General features: G+C 56.5%; 16 protein-coding genes. 10 read left to right on the top strand and 6 right to left on the bottom strand.

Annotated features, from left to right (window positions below):
- Window positions 1-409: MobA/MobL family protein (locus ACP151_RS20530; RefSeq protein WP_424980700.1), on the bottom strand; the 409-nt coding region annotated here is incomplete at its 3' end.
- A 644-nt stretch (window positions 410-1053) separates the two neighbouring features.
- Between ACP151_RS20530 and ACP151_RS20525 the strand changes: the two genes are divergently transcribed.
- From ACP151_RS20525 to ACP151_RS20490, 8 genes are all read left to right on the top strand, one after another.
- Window positions 1054-1332, top strand: coding sequence for a mobilization protein (locus ACP151_RS20525; RefSeq protein WP_424980699.1), 279 nt, complete (start codon window positions 1054-1056; stop codon window positions 1330-1332).
- Window positions 1332-3002 carry a type IV secretory system conjugative DNA transfer family protein gene (locus ACP151_RS20520; RefSeq protein ID WP_424980698.1) on the top strand — a complete coding sequence of 557 codons (1671 nt, stop codon included), beginning with the start codon at window positions 1332-1334 and terminating at the stop codon, window positions 3000-3002. Before ACP151_RS20525 ends, ACP151_RS20520 begins: the two co-directional genes overlap by 1 nt.
- A 17-nt stretch (window positions 3003-3019) precedes the next feature.
- Window positions 3020-3571 carry a hypothetical protein gene (locus ACP151_RS20515; RefSeq protein ID WP_424980697.1) on the top strand — a complete coding sequence of 184 codons (552 nt, stop codon included), beginning with the start codon at window positions 3020-3022 and terminating at the stop codon, window positions 3569-3571.
- 225 nt (window positions 3572-3796) lie between these two features.
- On the top strand, window positions 3797-4831 hold the full coding sequence (locus ACP151_RS20510) for a replication initiator protein A (protein ID WP_103912005.1): 1035 nt from the start codon (window positions 3797-3799) through the stop codon (window positions 4829-4831).
- 111 nt (window positions 4832-4942) lie between these two features.
- Complete coding sequence (locus ACP151_RS20505; RefSeq protein ID WP_424980696.1) at window positions 4943-5611, top strand: ParA family protein; 669 nt, start codon at window positions 4943-4945, stop codon at window positions 5609-5611.
- 320 nt (window positions 5612-5931) lie between these two features.
- Window positions 5932-7143, top strand: coding sequence for a DNA cytosine methyltransferase (locus ACP151_RS20500; protein ID WP_424980695.1), 1212 nt, complete (start codon window positions 5932-5934; stop codon window positions 7141-7143).
- On the top strand, window positions 7143-7793 hold the full coding sequence (locus tag ACP151_RS20495; protein WP_424980694.1) for an Eco29kI family restriction endonuclease: 651 nt from the start codon (window positions 7143-7145) through the stop codon (window positions 7791-7793). The genes ACP151_RS20500 and ACP151_RS20495 overlap by 1 nt, the downstream gene beginning before the upstream one ends.
- A gap of 328 nt (window positions 7794-8121) precedes the next feature.
- Window positions 8122-9555, top strand: a complete 1434-nt coding sequence (locus ACP151_RS20490; RefSeq protein WP_424980693.1) for a DNA sulfur modification protein DndB — start codon at window positions 8122-8124, stop codon at window positions 9553-9555.
- Window positions 9556-9582: 27 nt separating this feature from the next.
- Here ACP151_RS20490 and ACP151_RS20485 read toward each other — a convergent pair whose 3' ends face one another.
- From ACP151_RS20485 to ACP151_RS20470, 4 genes are all read right to left on the bottom strand, one after another.
- Window positions 9583-10122, bottom strand: a complete 540-nt coding sequence (locus ACP151_RS20485; RefSeq protein WP_424980692.1) for a recombinase family protein — start codon at window positions 10120-10122, stop codon at window positions 9583-9585.
- 284 nt (window positions 10123-10406) lie between these two features.
- Entirely contained in the window at window positions 10407-10865 is a 459-nt protein-coding gene (locus tag ACP151_RS20480; RefSeq protein WP_424980691.1) for an ion channel, read from the bottom strand.
- A 311-nt stretch (window positions 10866-11176) separates the two neighbouring features.
- On the bottom strand, window positions 11177-11482 hold the full coding sequence (locus ACP151_RS20475) for a hypothetical protein (protein ID WP_424980690.1): 306 nt from the start codon (window positions 11480-11482) through the stop codon (window positions 11177-11179).
- 121 nt (window positions 11483-11603) lie between these two features.
- Window positions 11604-12161 (bottom strand): helix-turn-helix domain-containing protein, encoded by a 558-nt coding sequence (locus tag ACP151_RS20470; RefSeq protein WP_424980689.1) that lies wholly within the window; start codon window positions 12159-12161, stop codon window positions 11604-11606.
- A gap of 213 nt (window positions 12162-12374) precedes the next feature.
- On the opposite strand from ACP151_RS20470, the gene ACP151_RS20465 reads away from it, so the two are divergent.
- A complete protein-coding gene (locus tag ACP151_RS20465) occupies window positions 12375-13346 on the top strand; it encodes a hypothetical protein (protein WP_424980688.1) in 972 nt (323 codons plus the stop codon).
- 219 nt (window positions 13347-13565) lie between these two features.
- The gene (locus ACP151_RS20460) at window positions 13566-13895 is read left to right on the top strand and encodes a hypothetical protein (protein WP_424980687.1); all 330 of its coding nucleotides are present in this window, start codon (window positions 13566-13568) and stop codon (window positions 13893-13895) included.
- Here ACP151_RS20460 and ACP151_RS20455 read toward each other — a convergent pair.
- The coding region (locus ACP151_RS20455) for a MobA/MobL family protein (protein ID WP_424980686.1) at window positions 13885-14886 on the bottom strand (1002 nt) is incomplete at its 5' end. The genes ACP151_RS20460 and ACP151_RS20455 overlap by 11 nt on opposite strands.

Raw genomic sequence — 14886 nt, 5'->3', positions numbered from 1 at the left:
GGTGGTTGCGCTGGTCGCCTTCCCGGTGCGGCGTATGGATCGCCACATCGACGGCCACACCGTAGCGGCTGACCAGCTCGTGGGCGAAGTCACGGGTGATCTGCGACCGGTCCTCGGCGCTGATCTCGGACGGCAGGGCCAGCTCCCATTCGCGGGCGGTGACGGAGTTGCGGCGGGTCTCGCTGGCCTCGACCTCGTTCCAGAGGCGGGACCGGTCAGCCGCCCAATCGGGCGCGTCTTTCGGGGTCAGGATGAAGGTCTCCTCGATGCCCTGCTTGCGGGTGTAATCGTGGACGCGGCCTTCACGCTGGCACTCGATGCGCTCGCCAACGCGGTAGGCCGCTGCCGCCGTGGCAGAACGCCCGGCGCTGCGTTTGATCGTCTTCACGGAAAGGTGGTAGCTTGCCATGCGCCCTACCCGCTTTCGTGATGCGAACGATCATCGCGCACGCCGCTGCTGATCCCGGCCAATGCCCGAACATGGGCCACCGGGTCAGCCGTCTTTTCCCCGGAGGCCCGCGCCCCACAACGCTGGGGCCGGAGCGGAAAAGACAGCCCGTCCGAAGCGAGCCAACGGCTCTCTGAGGCGCGGGCGTGCCAGTGATCTGCCCCCAAATCCCCAGCCTTATGGGGGGCGGGATATGGGGGCAGATCACTGGCGGTTTGCCGGGGGCAAACCCGGTTCGTGTCGGCACCGTCAGGTCCGACGACACGAACCTCCCGAAAGGGAGACGCCAGCGGCAGACCGGCTCCCACCGTGGGGCATCGGGCGAGACGCTGGTGCGACATTGCGGGGCGCGATCCAACTGCCGAAGTTGGCCCTGGAGAGTTTGAGAGGCCGGGAGGGCCTTTCATTCCGGCGCGCCTCGCGTCGGACGGAGTTCGCCATCGGCTGAGGCCCTGCCTCAAGGAGATCGCACGCAAAGCTCGGAACCGCAGGTGGAGAGTTTGCATAAGTGCGCCCTTGTCCTTTACAGGCCTACGGGTAAGCGCTACCGATGGTTGTTGCAAGCCTAACCTTTACACCCGCCCTCTTTGAAGTGGATTTCCAAATTGGCTGAGACTGAGCTTGAACGCGCCGAGAAACGCTACGCCCAGGCCAAGGCCCGCCTGCAAGCTCTGAAGAACCGGGAAGCCACTAGACAGCGCAAGCTGGATACACGGCGCAAGGTGATCCTGGGCGGGGCGCTCATGGACCTGGCGGAACGAGATTCCAGTGCTGCCGCCATGCTCGACCGGCTGATCCGCAACCTCTCCCGCGAACAGGATCGCAAGGCTTTCGCGGACTGGGAGACGCCCTCCCCTTCCCCTACCGATGATGGCGCGTCCTGATGCGGAGCGTGATGCTCGTCCTCGGGGGGCTGTTCCGCCTCTTCGGTCGGTTGATCTTCACACCCATCATGCTCGGATGGTTGATCGGAGCGATGGCCTTTGGGGCGATGCTCGGCTCTCTGGTGGCCACGCCGTTCATCTTCGCCTTCTTCGACCAGACGCCGGGCGAAAGCGCCTGGCAGTGGCTGGTCTTCGGTCCCTTCATGTTTGTGGGTGCAGTCTTCGGGTTCCAGTACTGGCGCATGGCCTCCGGTGCGGATGCCTATTTCGGACTGACCGGCGACAGCCACGGCTCGGCGCGGTTTGCCAACCGCAAGGAGCTGAAGAAGCTGGAGCGGGGCAAAGGGCAAGAAGATGGCGGTCTTCTGATCGGGCGTAATCCGCACACCGGGCGGCTCCTGCGCTATGACGGCCCGGCGCATCTGATCACCCTCGCCCCAACTCGGGCCGGGAAAGGCGTTGGCACGGTGATACCGAACCTGCTGGTGGCGGAACGCTCGGTCCTGGTGATTGACCCCAAGGGCGAGAATGCCCGGATCGCTGGCGAGGCTCGGCGGCGGTTCGGGACGGTCCACGTCCTCGATCCCTTTGAGGTCAGCGGCCATCCCTCTGCTGCGTACAACCCGCTCGACAGGCTGACACCGGACAGCCTCGATCTGGGCGAGGATGCCGCCTCGCTGACAGAGGCGCTGGTCATGGACCCGCCGGGCCAAGTGACGGAAGCGCACTGGAACGAGGAAGCCAAGGCGATCCTCGGCGGGCTGATCATGTTCTGCGTCTGTCACGAGGATCGCAACCGCCGATCCCTCGCCACTGTCCGGGAATATCTCACCCTACCCCCGGACAAACTCCGGGCGCTGTTGGAGCTGATGCAGGACAGCGACGAGGCAGGCGGGCTTATTGCACGCGCCGCCAACCGCTTCCTCGGGAAAGCAGACCGGGAAGCGGCCTCGGTCCTGTCGAACGCGCAGCGGCACACGCATTTTCTGGACAGTCCCCGGATCGCAAAGTGTCTGGCGCGCTCGGACTTCGCCTTCTCCGATTTACGGCACCGGACTACCTCCGTCTTCCTGGTGCTTCCCCCAAACAGAATGGACGCCTACAGCCGCTGGCTGCGCCTCCTGGTCTCTCAGGCCCTCCAGGACATCGCACGGGGCGCTGAACGGCCTCAGGGCGCGTCAGAGGGCCATTCTGAGCGCCTCAAGGCCCCTGCCCTCTTCCTCCTGGATGAATTCGCCGCCCTGGGCCGTCTGGAGGCGGTAGAGCGCGCTATGGGGCTGATGGCAGGCTACGGTCTCCAGCTCTGGCCGATCCTGCAGGACATGAGCCAGCTCAAGGACCTTTACGGCGACCGCGCAAACACCTTCATCGCCAATGCCGGGGTGCAGCAGGTCTTCGGCGTGAATGATTTTGAGACGGCTAAGTGGCTGAGCCAGATGATCGGCCAGGAAACCGCCGGGTTCCAGACTGACAGCTTCAAGCCCGGCGATGGCCCCAGTTTCTCGAACAACCTCACGGGACGCGATCTGCTGACCCCCGATGAAATCATGCAGCTTCCCCCGGCTCGCCAGCTCCTGCGCGTCCAGGGGCAGGCCACCGCCGTCGCGCAAAAGCTGCGTTACTACGCCGATCCTGAATTTGCCGGACTGTTCACGCCCGAAGGCCAATAACCCGAAAGCAAGCCGCCATGTCTGACACGCCCGCCTCCCCTGCCCCGCTCTCGGACGATGATCTGCGCGAAACGCTCGATCTGCTCGCCACGGCTGTCGCCAGCATCTCAGATCGGGTGGATGATCAGACACGGGTGCTCGACCGGGTGAACAAGACGGCGACGGAAGCCCGCTCTGCCGCCTTTGCCGCTCAAAAGCAAACCGACCCGGAACACTATGGCGAGATTGTCGGTGCAACCATCGACGGCAGGATCGGCGATACCCTCACCCGCGTTGGCCAGATGGCTGGTGATCTGCTCCGGGCCTCCAACCACACGCAAGAAGTTCTTAGGAAAGCTGACGAGGCCAAGTCAGATACCATGCGCCAGCTTTGGGAACGGGAACAGAAGCTGGATCGCTTCAAAAGCCGTCTTCCATGGTTCGGTCTGGGTGCTGTCGTTCTGGCGCTTGTCCTGACGGTGACGCTTCCTCGTTTCTTAGCAAGCAACGCTTCCATGTGCGCTGTCCTTGGGGCGTCCTGGACCACGACAACCACGGGTGTTGATGCCTGCGTGTTCTATCAGCGGTGAGCGGTGATGTGCTGATGGTTGTTGATACAGGCTGAGAAGCTGGGTGTTATATATGTGTTAGAATCTGTGTTACGTGGCTCCGAAATTCGCGCAACGACTTGAAAAATAATATATTTCCCCGAAAGCCGGTAACTAATAACACGAATCTTGGTAACTGAAATCCTGCTTTTGGTAACTGATAACACGAATCTTGACTGCGGTAACTAAAACCACGAATGTCGACTCATGGTAACTGATAACACGAATGCCCTCGCCCCGCTCCTGCCGGATCGCCATCCGCAGCATGATCTGTTCATCTGTGATGTGGCTGACGCTGTCCTAAAGGACGTGATGCAACACATGGAGCATCCGTTTTATTCCCTCTCAAAGAAGCCTGAGACGACGGTCAAGCGCTATGAGAATGGCGACAAGTGGCTGCAGATTACGCCGAGTGTGAAGGGTCTGGCGACGATCTACGACAAGGACATTCTGATCTACTGTATCAGTCAGATCATGGCGAAGCTGAAGGAAGGCGAAGCCGTCTCTCCCCGCGTGCGGATCAACTCCAGAGAGCTGCTGATTTTCACCAACCGGGGTACAAGTGGCCGGGAATACCAGTCCCTGCTCGATGCCCTTGATCGCCTCGAAGGGACGCGGATTAGGACAAACATTGTCACTGGCGATGAAGAGCAAGTCGATGGCTTTGGCCTGATCGACGCTTCCTCGATCCGTCGAAAGCACGGTTTGGACGGGCGTCTCTTATGGTGTGAAGTGAAGCTGTCAGACTGGGTTTTCAACGCAATCCGGAACGAAGAGGTACTGACTCTCCACCGGGACTACTTCCGCCTGCGCAAGCCCATTGAAAGACGGGTGTACGAGATCGCCCGGAAACATTGCGGGCAGCAGAAAACCTGGCGCATCACGCTTGCTAAGTTGCTACTTAAGACTGGGTCGCAAAGCCCACAGAAGCGCTTTCGGCAGATGATCCGGCAACTCGCAGAGCATGACCATTTGCCGGATTACCATGTTACCTTTGAAGATGAAGCTGACATGGTGGTGTTCACTAATCGCGGCACGATGTCCCCTGCCCAGCTTGTTGAAGGCAGTATTCCACCGCTGCAGTCCGATACCTACGAAGAAGCGCGCCATGCAGCGCCCGGTTGGGACGTTCGTTTCCTGGAACGAGAGTGGCGTGACTGGTGTGTTGAGCCGCCCCGCAATGCCGACCGGGCTTTCATTGGGTTCTGTCGAAAGTGGTTCGAGAAGCGAGGCAGACCTTGAGATTGAAAACCGGTTACGGAAATAAAACCGGTAAGAGATTTAATTCTGGTATTGGATTTATTTCCGGTGTGAGATATAAAACTGGTAACAACAAAGCGGCAGGATCGAGCAATGCCCGTCATCGTTATGGCAAGCCCCAAAGGTGGGGTTGGAAAATCGACATGCGCCGTTCTTCTGGCGTCTGAGTTCGCACGCATGGGCGCGGATGTCACGGTGCTTGACTGCGACCCGAACAAGTCTCTTACTCGGTGGGCATCACATGGTGCACCTTCTGGTGTGACCCTGAAGGGCGATGTTGGTCGTTCAGAGATCGTTCCGACCATCCGGAGCGCTGACGGTGACGGCAAGATCGTCATTGTGGACCTCGAAGGGGTTGCTTCCCAGCTCGTCAGCCGCGCCATCTCCCAGGCGGACCTGGTGATTGTACCGATGCAGCCAACGGCGCTCGACGCAGAAATCGGCTCAGAAGCACTGGCGTTGGTTCGCGAAGAGGAAGAAGCGCTTGGGCGGTCAATCCGGCATGCCGTGGTGCTGACCAAAACTAGCGCAGCCGTCAAAAGCCGGGTGCAGAAGGAGCTTGAGGGACAGCTCAGTGGGGCAGGGATCGACGTAATCGAACCGTCATTAGTTGCCCGCGCTGCATTCTCGGAGTTGTTTGCCTATGGGGGCGATCTGACAGCGATGATGAATGATCCCGAGATGGTCACTGGCGGCAAAGTTGATAAGGCGTTGATAAACGCTCAGGCGTTCACGGAGGCTGTATATGAGCGGCTCAAATAGGCTTGCAGGGCTGAAGGCTCGCCCAAAAGAGACGACCGTTGAGGAAGTCCGGCGCGTAGATGAAGTTGGCGAGGCGAGAGGTTTTCTGGATCGAACACCGCGGAAAAAGCCAGGTCGCAAACCAAGCCCACGAACTTGGCAGCTTCATCCAAAGGTTTTCCCTAGGGTAGGGGAGGCGATTGCGGCTGAGGCAGAACGGCTTGGAATCACGCAAGGGCAACTCATTGAGTTGCTTTGGGAAAAGTACGAAGCCTCAAATTAACCAAAAGCAGCCATTCTCAATCTGCTGCCCAAGAAACAAACCGAACAGGAGAGGCAACATGCTGAAGTCAATTGAGCTTTTTGCAGGCGCGGGCGGGCTGGCGCTCGGAACAGAGCTTGCCGGTTTTCATGCTGTTGCAGCCATAGAACGGGACAAGTGGGCCTGCGAGACTTTGGAAGAAAACAAATCCCGCGGGTTTCCGCTAGTGAAAGACCTCCGTGTAGTATGTGGCGATGTTCGAGATTTGGACTATGAAAGTATTCCGTCTGGCCTCGATCTCGTTTCTGGCGGGCCACCCTGCCAACCTTTCTCGATTGGCGGAAAGCATCGAGCTTTTGAAGATGAGCGGGATATGTTCTCCGCGTTTGCGGATGTCGTGGCGCGGTTGAAACCGCGGTCTTTCATCATAGAAAATGTAAAAGGGCTGACCCGTGCCGCGTTCGCGAACTACGTCGCTTACATCGAGCACCGCGTCTCAATGCCGGAAATCTCTCAAAAGCCAGGGGAAACCTGGCAAGAACATTTGAAGCGGCTGGAGAGAGAGAAAACTTCTACAGGCGATCATGGTGTCCGATACAATGTCGCGCGCCAGCTATTTAATGCGGCTGACTATGGCGCTCCGCAAAAGCGGGAAAGAGTGTTCATCGTTGGTTTCCGAGAGGATCAGGACGTACATTGGAACTTTCCTGACCCGACGCATAGCTTCGACGCACTACTTCGCGAGCAATGGATAACAGGTGAGTACTGGGACCGGCATCAAGTTTCAAAGCGGGCGCGTGGATCAGTACCCGAACGCCTAAGAGGGCGTGTTGAAAGACTTCGTGTGCTGAACTCAAACGATGGCTGTCTTCCTTGGCAAACAGTACGCGATGCTCTTCAAACCCTTCCCGAACCGCGGTCTGACGGGCGGCAAACGGCAGGAATTGCTAATCACCGGTTTCAGCCAGGCGCTCGCGTGTACAAAGGCCATACCGGCTCCCCCATCGATCTGCCGTCAAAGGCTCTCAAAGCTGGAGACCATGGCGTCCCTGGCGGCGAAAACATGATGGTCAAGCCGAACGGAGAGGTTCGGTACTTCACAGTGCGTGAATCGGCGCGCCTACAGGGGTTTCCAGATGGCTATGTATTCCATGGGGCGTGGAGCGAAACGATGCGTCAGCTCGGGAACGCTGTCCCAGTAATGTTAGCACATTCGGTTGCCTCCAGTGTGGCTCAGAAGCTTCTTGAAGCTGACTTGGCCCGGATCGCAAAGCACGGCAAGCTGCACTGATGAGTGACTATAATCCGTTCAATCCGCTGGACCGCGAGAATCTTGCAGCGTCGGTAGGCGAAGCCCTTTTAGAAAAAGAGCCCGTGCAGCTTGGCAACCTAGAATCGTTCGTCGGGGCAGGGGTCTACGCGATATACTACACCGGCGATTTTGCGCCCTATCGCAAGCTTGCAGATGCAAACACGGATGGAAGGTGGCGCGCACCAATATATGTCGGAAAAGCAATTCCTGCGGGTGGCCGAAAAGGTGGCATGTCTTCCAACGCCAAGCCCAAACCGTACCTAAAAAAGCGGTTGGACGAACACGCTGAGAGTATTCGCTCTGCAGCCTCGACGCTCAACATAGACGACTTCTTCTGTCGCTACCTTGTTGTTGAGGACATCTGGATTCCCCTGGGGGAAAATTTGATGATCAGTCGGTTCTCACCCATTTGGAATACCCTGATCGATGGTTTCGGAAATCATGATCCTGGTAAAGGTCGGTACAACGGCTTGCGACCAAGATGGGACGTACTCCATCCGGGGCGGGGCTGGGCAGAGAAGTGTAGAGAACGCCCCGAGACGGCCGACACGATTGCGCGCGAAATCGAAGACTATCTACGCACACGGCCAATCTCAGCGCAAAAAACACTCTTCAACAGAGAAAATTGATCCACTTCTCTAAGTGAGTGTGGGCATCGGCAGCCGTTAGTTGCAGTCCGAGTGTAATGCATCCCAGTAATTCTAGAACCGTTGAGCGTTGGCGATCTCAGCGAGTGAAACGCTTGCACCCAATTGCTCCACCTTGTGTACGTACTGGCTCCTTAGTCAGCCCCACCACTAGATCAAATATAAATCATCCAGGACTATTTGTATTTCATGCCTGGCGTATAAAAAAGCAACTCCTGGCTATTTTTAAGTTGACACCAGGATTTTTATAGGTATAAGCCAGGACATCACTTATCAGGAGGATTTAAGTATGTACCCATCTTTAGACGGAATGCCCCAACCAATCACCGACCGTGAAGGCCTGGACGATCTCGATGCGCTTTCGGCAGCGGGCGATATCAATGAAACGCCTTTCAATGTCTTCATCGGACACAACCTCGGTCATCGCGTTTTCTCGATGTCGGTCCCATTTCGGCAGTTTTATGAAATTTCCGACGTGGCAAATGATCGTGAAGCAGGGCCAGTTGCCCAGCGTCCGCTCGATGCAAACCACGCCAAGAACCTTGCAAAGTACATGCTGCGAGGACTGGTTTCTGCAGCCTTGATGCGCCGCAAGATTATGGAGAAGGAGGCCGTCCCTGCATTTGAGGAAGTTCTCGATCTTCTCGGGAACCAGCCATATTTTTCCTTACAACCAATCGTTTGCAACATTCGCAACATTCCCTATGGCGGCAATGGAAACGGTGGAATCCGCGGGATGCGCTTGCAAACTGAACGCGGAGAGACCGCCTCCTTCCGCGTATTTCTGTCAGAACGTCACATCTTGTGGGTTGTTGACGGACAGCACAGACGCGCAGCTGCAGAAATGGTCATGTCCTTCCTTCAAACGGTACGCCAATCCGGAAAGTACCCTGCTAAAGCCCCAGTTCTTTTTCCGGAGAAGGGTAGGGAAGTTACGCCAGATGAGATGGTTGTCTGGAATGAAGCCTTTGATGCCGCGCGCTCATACGCCACTTTGACAGTTGAAGTTCACCTTGGGCTCGATATTGCCCAAGAAAGACAACTTTTCCATGACCTTAACAAACTCGGGAAGCGGGTAAGTAGCAGCCTGGCGCTGCAGTTCGATAGCTCGAACCCCGTAACCCAGTTTATTAAGTCGAGCATTGTTGCCGACGGACTGCTGCGAGTAAGCGACACAGACACCAAGGACTGGTCCAAAGACTCTGGCGAGATCGCCATGAAAGATGTGGTGGCAGTCACGTCGCTTGCATTCCTGAACAAGTCCAACGCCTCCGGAGCCACACCTGCGGTAGTTGAACCGCGACAAGATGTGGTACAACAGCTCTGGCACAAGATTTCTGAGATCAGCGGCTTCGGAGAAGATCGCGCCAAAGAACAGACTGTTGCGGCCCAGCCAGTGGTTCTCAAAGCACTTGCGAAACTAACGTTCGACCTGAACTTCAGCAACCGACGCCCAGACAACGGAGGCGAGCTGTTCACAACGCTACTGAACTCGATTGAGAACATCGATTTTTCACACGAGAACCCGATCTGGCGATACTACGAATTGGATGAGTCAGAAATCGCTGAAGCAGGACTAGAGAATTTGACTGCCTGGCTTCCCTCAAGCGAAGGAACGGCTAACCGAGATATCGGGTCATTCCAGGGTGGCTTTATGCGGTTTGGGGCCAAGCACAACGATATTTTCCCAATCCTGGGCGACATGATCCGCTTTCAAAGCAACCTACCCAGTCGTCATTCGTAGAGCTTGGTGTTGGACTGGCGAGGCAGACTAAGCCCGCCTGACGGTTCTTTCGCTAACTTTGAACAGTCGCGCGATCTCTGAGATCGCGCGACTTTCTTCATCCCGCATGCGGCGCACCTCATTCTTTTGGTCAACAGTGAGGGCAGGGGGCCTGCCGCCGATACGTCCCCGCTTGCGCGCCGAAGCCAAGCCCTCCTTGGTCCGCTCTGAAATCCGCTCGCGCTCAAACTGGGCGATTGAGGCGAAGACATGAAACACTAGACGGCCTGCCGGCGTCGTCGTGTCGATGTCTTCGGCCAAGGACCGGAAACCGGCACCTCGCTCGCGGATCGCTTCCACGATCTCCAAGAGGTCCTTCAGGGACCGCGCTAGGCGGTCATACTTCGTGACAGTCACAACGTCACTGTCGCGGAGTTGATCCAGCATCTTATCCAGCTCCGGGCGGGCACGCTTCGATCCGCTGATCTTGTCTGCGAAAACCTTCTCGGCACCGGCTGCCGACAGGGCATCCGTCTGTGAATCCACGCTTTGGTCGTCAGTGCTGACGCGGGCATATCCGATGATCATGCTTCACTGTGACAAAAACCTGCCAAAACCGCAAAGGTTTTGCCGGGGGGTTTTGTCACAGCTAAGCGGTTGATCTTGGGCGGGGTAGGGTGCGCGGCCAAAAACGACCGTTTTTGGCACGCGCAGTCACTTAATATATTTGCAATCTTAGCTTGCTAATGCTATATGTTCCGCAGGAGAAAAAGTATGAGCAACCAAAGATATCGCCAGTTCCAATCTTACACCCTGCCCCTGGCAGGCGTGCTCATGGTTGTCGGCTCAGTTGCTTTGATGATCGGCTGATCTCAGCGCTTAATCGCTGCGAACGTCGCCCCCACAATCATTCCAAGATGTAGATTCCCCAGAAGTGCCTGGGTTGCTGCTATTATCCGAATTGATGGATGTGGAGCGAAATCCCCGTATCCCAAAGTTGAGAATGTAACCGACGAAAAGTAAATCGCGTCTAACATACTGGGGCGAATAATCTGGCCGTTGGAAATAAGTCCAACGTTTCGATAAAGTACCGAGAAGACAGAAATCATAAAGACTGCGGAAACCATCGTGTCGAAAACCAGTCTCCAAGTATCGAGTTGAAAGTCCTCATTGTTGTCACGAAACGGCATCAGCAACACTATTTGAAAGAAGATAAGCGAACTCGCCAGTATGAAGGCTACTGCAGCTATCGAAGCCCCAACTGAGTAGCCGGACGGTGCCGTTGTGGCAGTCAGTAACGCCCAAACAAAAGAACCGATACTCCAATACATGCAAAGCCGTATGGCCATGCGACGTGTATCACTCCCTGGAGTTGTACTGCCTTTAAGGCCTAAGACATGAAGCCTGAATTTTTTGTGCCACGTCTTCGCATTAGATACGATCTTGTTCCAGAAATCTTTCAATGTACTACGTACCTCAACTTTTCCCGACCAGGCTCCCCAAAGCGAAGGACTAGTCGATCTGAAGCTGCCTCTTCCGAATATGATTGGACGTTTCTTCGACATCATCCAACACGACGGCTTCAGAATCTGAAGGGGGTATCAGCATTGATGGGAATACGCACAGCCATGTAGAAATCAATTCACCGAGGCACAAAAATCAAATATTCATAGTAGAATAGAAGCGCAGCACACCCCAATAATGCGACGATCAGAAGCAACAGCGCAGTAATTTTCTTTCGCTGCCTTGAGACAATCTTACGGATTCGTACGACACGCTTCTCAGAAAGTTCTGCTTGATGCTCAGCTTCTGCCAGCTCATCAAAACAGCCATCGAACAACAGTTCCAAAGCCTGCCTAGCTGAAATTTCTTTTTCGAGGTTTTCGCGTAGCTTCTCTTCTTGGGCGCGCTCTTGAGCACGCTGAAAATAATCAGGCGTTTCAATCACTGAATCTGTCAAAGTTACTCACACCCCCAGCGTCTACCTTAACTTTGCGAAGGTATACGCCCATGGGAATCCAAGCAACGTTGCGAACCAACTTTTTCGAAAGCTGTTTCCTGCCCGCCCCTTACAGCTCAGATATCAGTAACTGCATGATTTCTTTGTTGTAATTTTCAATTGATCGTTCGGTCCCTTCGACGCGAACTGCTAGTTTTCCTGCAAGCTCAAAAAGTTTGGGTTCACTCAGGTCCCTACCGTACTCGTCCAAGAACGACTTCAACGCGGATTTCGCCTCTTCAATCCGGCTCTTTTCCGGCGGCAGCGTAGGCCCTTCCCATCCATTGAAGTATCCAATTAGGCCTTCATCTTTGACGATCTCCGAAATTGGTACGTCGCAATAGGACGCAAATTTTTCTATCTTATCGACTGTCCACGGGTGCCCCGTGTCGTCGTTCAAGAGTTTACTCACTGCGCTTTGTTTTAACCCAAGCCTTAACGCTAACTTCTCCTGCGTTAGTTTCTTGAATCTCTTTTCACGATCCCAAACAAGCTTCACCTCGCGCTTGATGTCTCTAATGACGTCTTCTGAGTAGATCGTGCGTCGTCTCGAACTCCCCCCACTGTCACCGTCCTCGGTTGGGTGCACTTCATCAACGGTCTCTAAGGGAGTCTGCTCAGGTAACATCGTTTGTTCCGTGGGAGGGATAAAAGATGCGACTGAGGCTACAACAATTCCTGGGAATTTCAAGTATTCCCTAGCGTCTCGGGAATATTCTGGGAATTTTTCTGCCGCTTCTGGGAATATTTTTGTTGACCCAGACAGCTTCTGGGAATATTCCTGTAAGTCGAGGAATATTCCTGAACATCCAGGACCTCTTTTCTAACTGGGAGAAATACCATGTTGAAGAACCTGAAGACCACTGCCGCAGCACTTGCGATCGGTGCCGCTGCGAGCTCCGCCTTTGCACTTGGCGATCCCGCTCTGAACAACGCGGACGACTTGATCGTCCGCGAGGGCGAAACCGTCACCCTCACGGGTGGCAGCCACACATTTGACGACATCGTTGTTAGCGATGATGCGACATTGTTCGTTCCCGCAGGTGTTACGATCACTGCTAACCGCATTCACTCTGATGGTGGCACGATCCGTTACCTTGAGGGTTCCGGAAATGGCGCAACACCTACGGTCACGCTGATCGCGTTTGATGCAAGTAATGTTCGTGACTTGACCGTAATCGGTCATGGTCGTGATGGTGAAAATGCGACGCAGACCCCGGCACAAGCTGGTAAGAACGGTCGCAACGCCTGTTCCCGCTATGACCCCTTTAACTGGTGTGACCGTCGCGCCGAGCGTGGCGGCAACGGCGCACATGGTGTTCGCGGCGGTAATGGCGAAGACGGTGTTCAGGTTACCGCGTACTTTGTGGGTGCGGAACCTGGCGCACTTGTGCGCTTCAATTCCGTGGGTGGTGATGGTGGTATCGGCCAGCCGGGCGGTCGCGCTGGCGACGGTGGGAACCGTTCCACTCTTCACCAGTCAGCTTCCGGCGGCACAGGCGGCAACGGTGGCGCAGGCGGTGATGCCGGTGACAGCGGGCGCGTGACAATTTACCTCGTCGCCGACAGCGCCGAAGTTGATGCCAACCCGGATTGGGTCAAAATTGCCGCCAATCTTGCCGCCGGTCGTCCGGGCGAAGGTGGCGAACGTGGTGCAACAGGTCGGCGCGGCCAGCCCGGCATGAAAGGCCCTAATGGCTCTCATGGCATGGCACCCGTTGACGAGCATTCTGAAGACTTTGCCCAGGTGCTGCTGATGGACCGCGACACCTTTGCCCAGTTCGCTCTCGCCAATCAGGTGATCAGCAACTGATGCACTTTGCGCCTCACCGTAGAAACGAGTGGTGAGGCGCATAACTCCAACAACAGATGGGCCGCCTCACTGACTGGTGGCCCATTTGATTTTCAGACCAACATTACAGAACGAAAGTGAGCATAGAGATACCACTTATCCAATAATATAATATTGTTATTTCTCAAGAATAGGTACAAAAGAAGGCAACTTCCTTCTCCAGCTTCTACGAAGAATCTAATGGCTGATGTCGAACCGAATGTGACCACTGAACAGGGTCTTCGCGCTCTCGCTGCAGAAGGTCACACCGTCGAAGTGTTGTGCAAAGCCGATCCTGAACGCAAGGGTCCAAGCTGGTATGGTCTCTGGATCATGCGGACTGTCGGAAGCGACGGGCAGGAGAAAATCCTTGTCACTGCCAGGACGCGCGTGACGCAGAATGCAATAAAGGTTCGCGAATTCAAGACAGCCACCGGCGTGATTTCGTTTCTGGTCGGTGTCGGCTTCTCTCAGGCGAGTATTCCTATGAAGAACGGGGAAACGACCTTGCATCGCCTCGTCAGTGACTGAGACCCGGATCGCGGTCGACATCTCGATCCTTCTCGACCTCCTGATCCTTTTCCTTATCGCGCTCATCCTCGATCTCCAGCCGCTCACGCGGCTTGTTTAACACGTCCTTCAGCCGCTCGTTAACGGAGGGCTTGCGCTCCTCACGCCCAGAACCCCCGCCAAGCTCCGGATCGCTGTGACCATCCAGCTTGTGAACTGCTGCTTGGCCGTCTCGCCCCGCATCCTTTTCCATGATCTCCTTCAAGCGCTCCCGCGCGTAATTGCGGCTTTCTGGCTTCGGCGTGTCGTCCTGGTCCCGCGACCGGCCCACGACGCGCGCCAGCCGCTCCCGGAAGTCGCCCGGGTCTCGGTCGCGGTCTTTCGCCGTCGCAGCTCTGAGCGCAGCCAGACCGGCAGAGACACGCCCCTGCCCCGCGTCCCGCTCGGCCCCATAAGTCTCCCGCGCGATGTCCAGCCGCTCACGCATTTCATGGAAGGCCGCGCGCGCCTGACGGGCGGCATGGACGACAGCGCCGCGTTCGGTGACCGGAACATATTCCCGGCCCTGGCGCTCGGCCACCGCCTTCGCCCGGCGCTCCATGGAATTGGCCGCCGGTCCCAGCTTCAGCTCCGGGTCGCGATCCAGCTCCTCCGCCGACAGCGCATCACCCCGCTCCAGCGCCGCCTCGCGCTGCGCTTCAAGCGACCGGTGATCGACACGACCCACCTCCCCTGCCCGCTCCAGGGCGCGGTTCTGCAACTCGGCCCAAAGCCCCCGCATCTGCTCGATCTCGACGCCGCCAGTCTTCGCGGAATCGAGCACGCGCGTCTTGGTCGTGAAGCCTTCGGCTTCCAGCTTGCGGGTGGAGGTCAAGACGTGGGCGTGGTGGTTGCGCTGGTCGCCTTCCCGGTGCGGCGTATGGATCGCCACATCGACGGCCACACCGTAGCGGCTGACCAGCTCGTGGGCGAAGTCACGGGTGATCTGCGACCGGTCCTCGGCGCTGATCTC

The organism is Leisingera sp. S232, assembly GCF_049800895.1.
Lineage (GTDB): Bacteria > Pseudomonadota > Alphaproteobacteria > Rhodobacterales > Rhodobacteraceae > Leisingera.
Note: the sequence above shows the minus strand (reverse complement) of the source record. Positions and strands in the feature narration are given on the sequence as shown.

Bases quoted from the DNA above. Each gene is read 5' to 3' on its own strand.
- ACP151_RS20470 (WP_424980689.1), bottom strand. From the start codon at position 12,161: ATGTTACCTGAGCAGACTCCCTTAGAGACCGTTGATGAAGTGCACCCA.
- ACP151_RS20505 (WP_424980696.1), top strand. From the start codon at position 4,943: ATGCCCGTCATCGTTATGGCAAGCCCCAAAGGTGGGGTTGGAAAATCG.
- ACP151_RS20460 (WP_424980687.1), top strand. From the start codon at position 13,566: ATGGCTGATGTCGAACCGAATGTGACCACTGAACAGGGTCTTCGCGCT.
- ACP151_RS20485 (WP_424980692.1), bottom strand. From the start codon at position 10,122: ATGATCATCGGATATGCCCGCGTCAGCACTGACGACCAAAGCGTGGAT.
- ACP151_RS20515 (WP_424980697.1), top strand. From the start codon at position 3,020: ATGTCTGACACGCCCGCCTCCCCTGCCCCGCTCTCGGACGATGATCTG.
- ACP151_RS20495 (WP_424980694.1), top strand. From the start codon at position 7,143: ATGAGTGACTATAATCCGTTCAATCCGCTGGACCGCGAGAATCTTGCA.
- ACP151_RS20465 (WP_424980688.1), top strand. From the start codon at position 12,375: ATGTTGAAGAACCTGAAGACCACTGCCGCAGCACTTGCGATCGGTGCC.
- ACP151_RS20510 (WP_103912005.1), top strand. From the start codon at position 3,797: ATGGTAACTGATAACACGAATGCCCTCGCCCCGCTCCTGCCGGATCGC.
- ACP151_RS20490 (WP_424980693.1), top strand. From the start codon at position 8,122: ATGCCCCAACCAATCACCGACCGTGAAGGCCTGGACGATCTCGATGCG.
- ACP151_RS20500 (WP_424980695.1), top strand. From the start codon at position 5,932: ATGCTGAAGTCAATTGAGCTTTTTGCAGGCGCGGGCGGGCTGGCGCTC.
- ACP151_RS20480 (WP_424980691.1), bottom strand. From the start codon at position 10,865: ATGTATTGGAGTATCGGTTCTTTTGTTTGGGCGTTACTGACTGCCACA.
- ACP151_RS20520 (WP_424980698.1), top strand. From the start codon at position 1,332: ATGCGGAGCGTGATGCTCGTCCTCGGGGGGCTGTTCCGCCTCTTCGGT.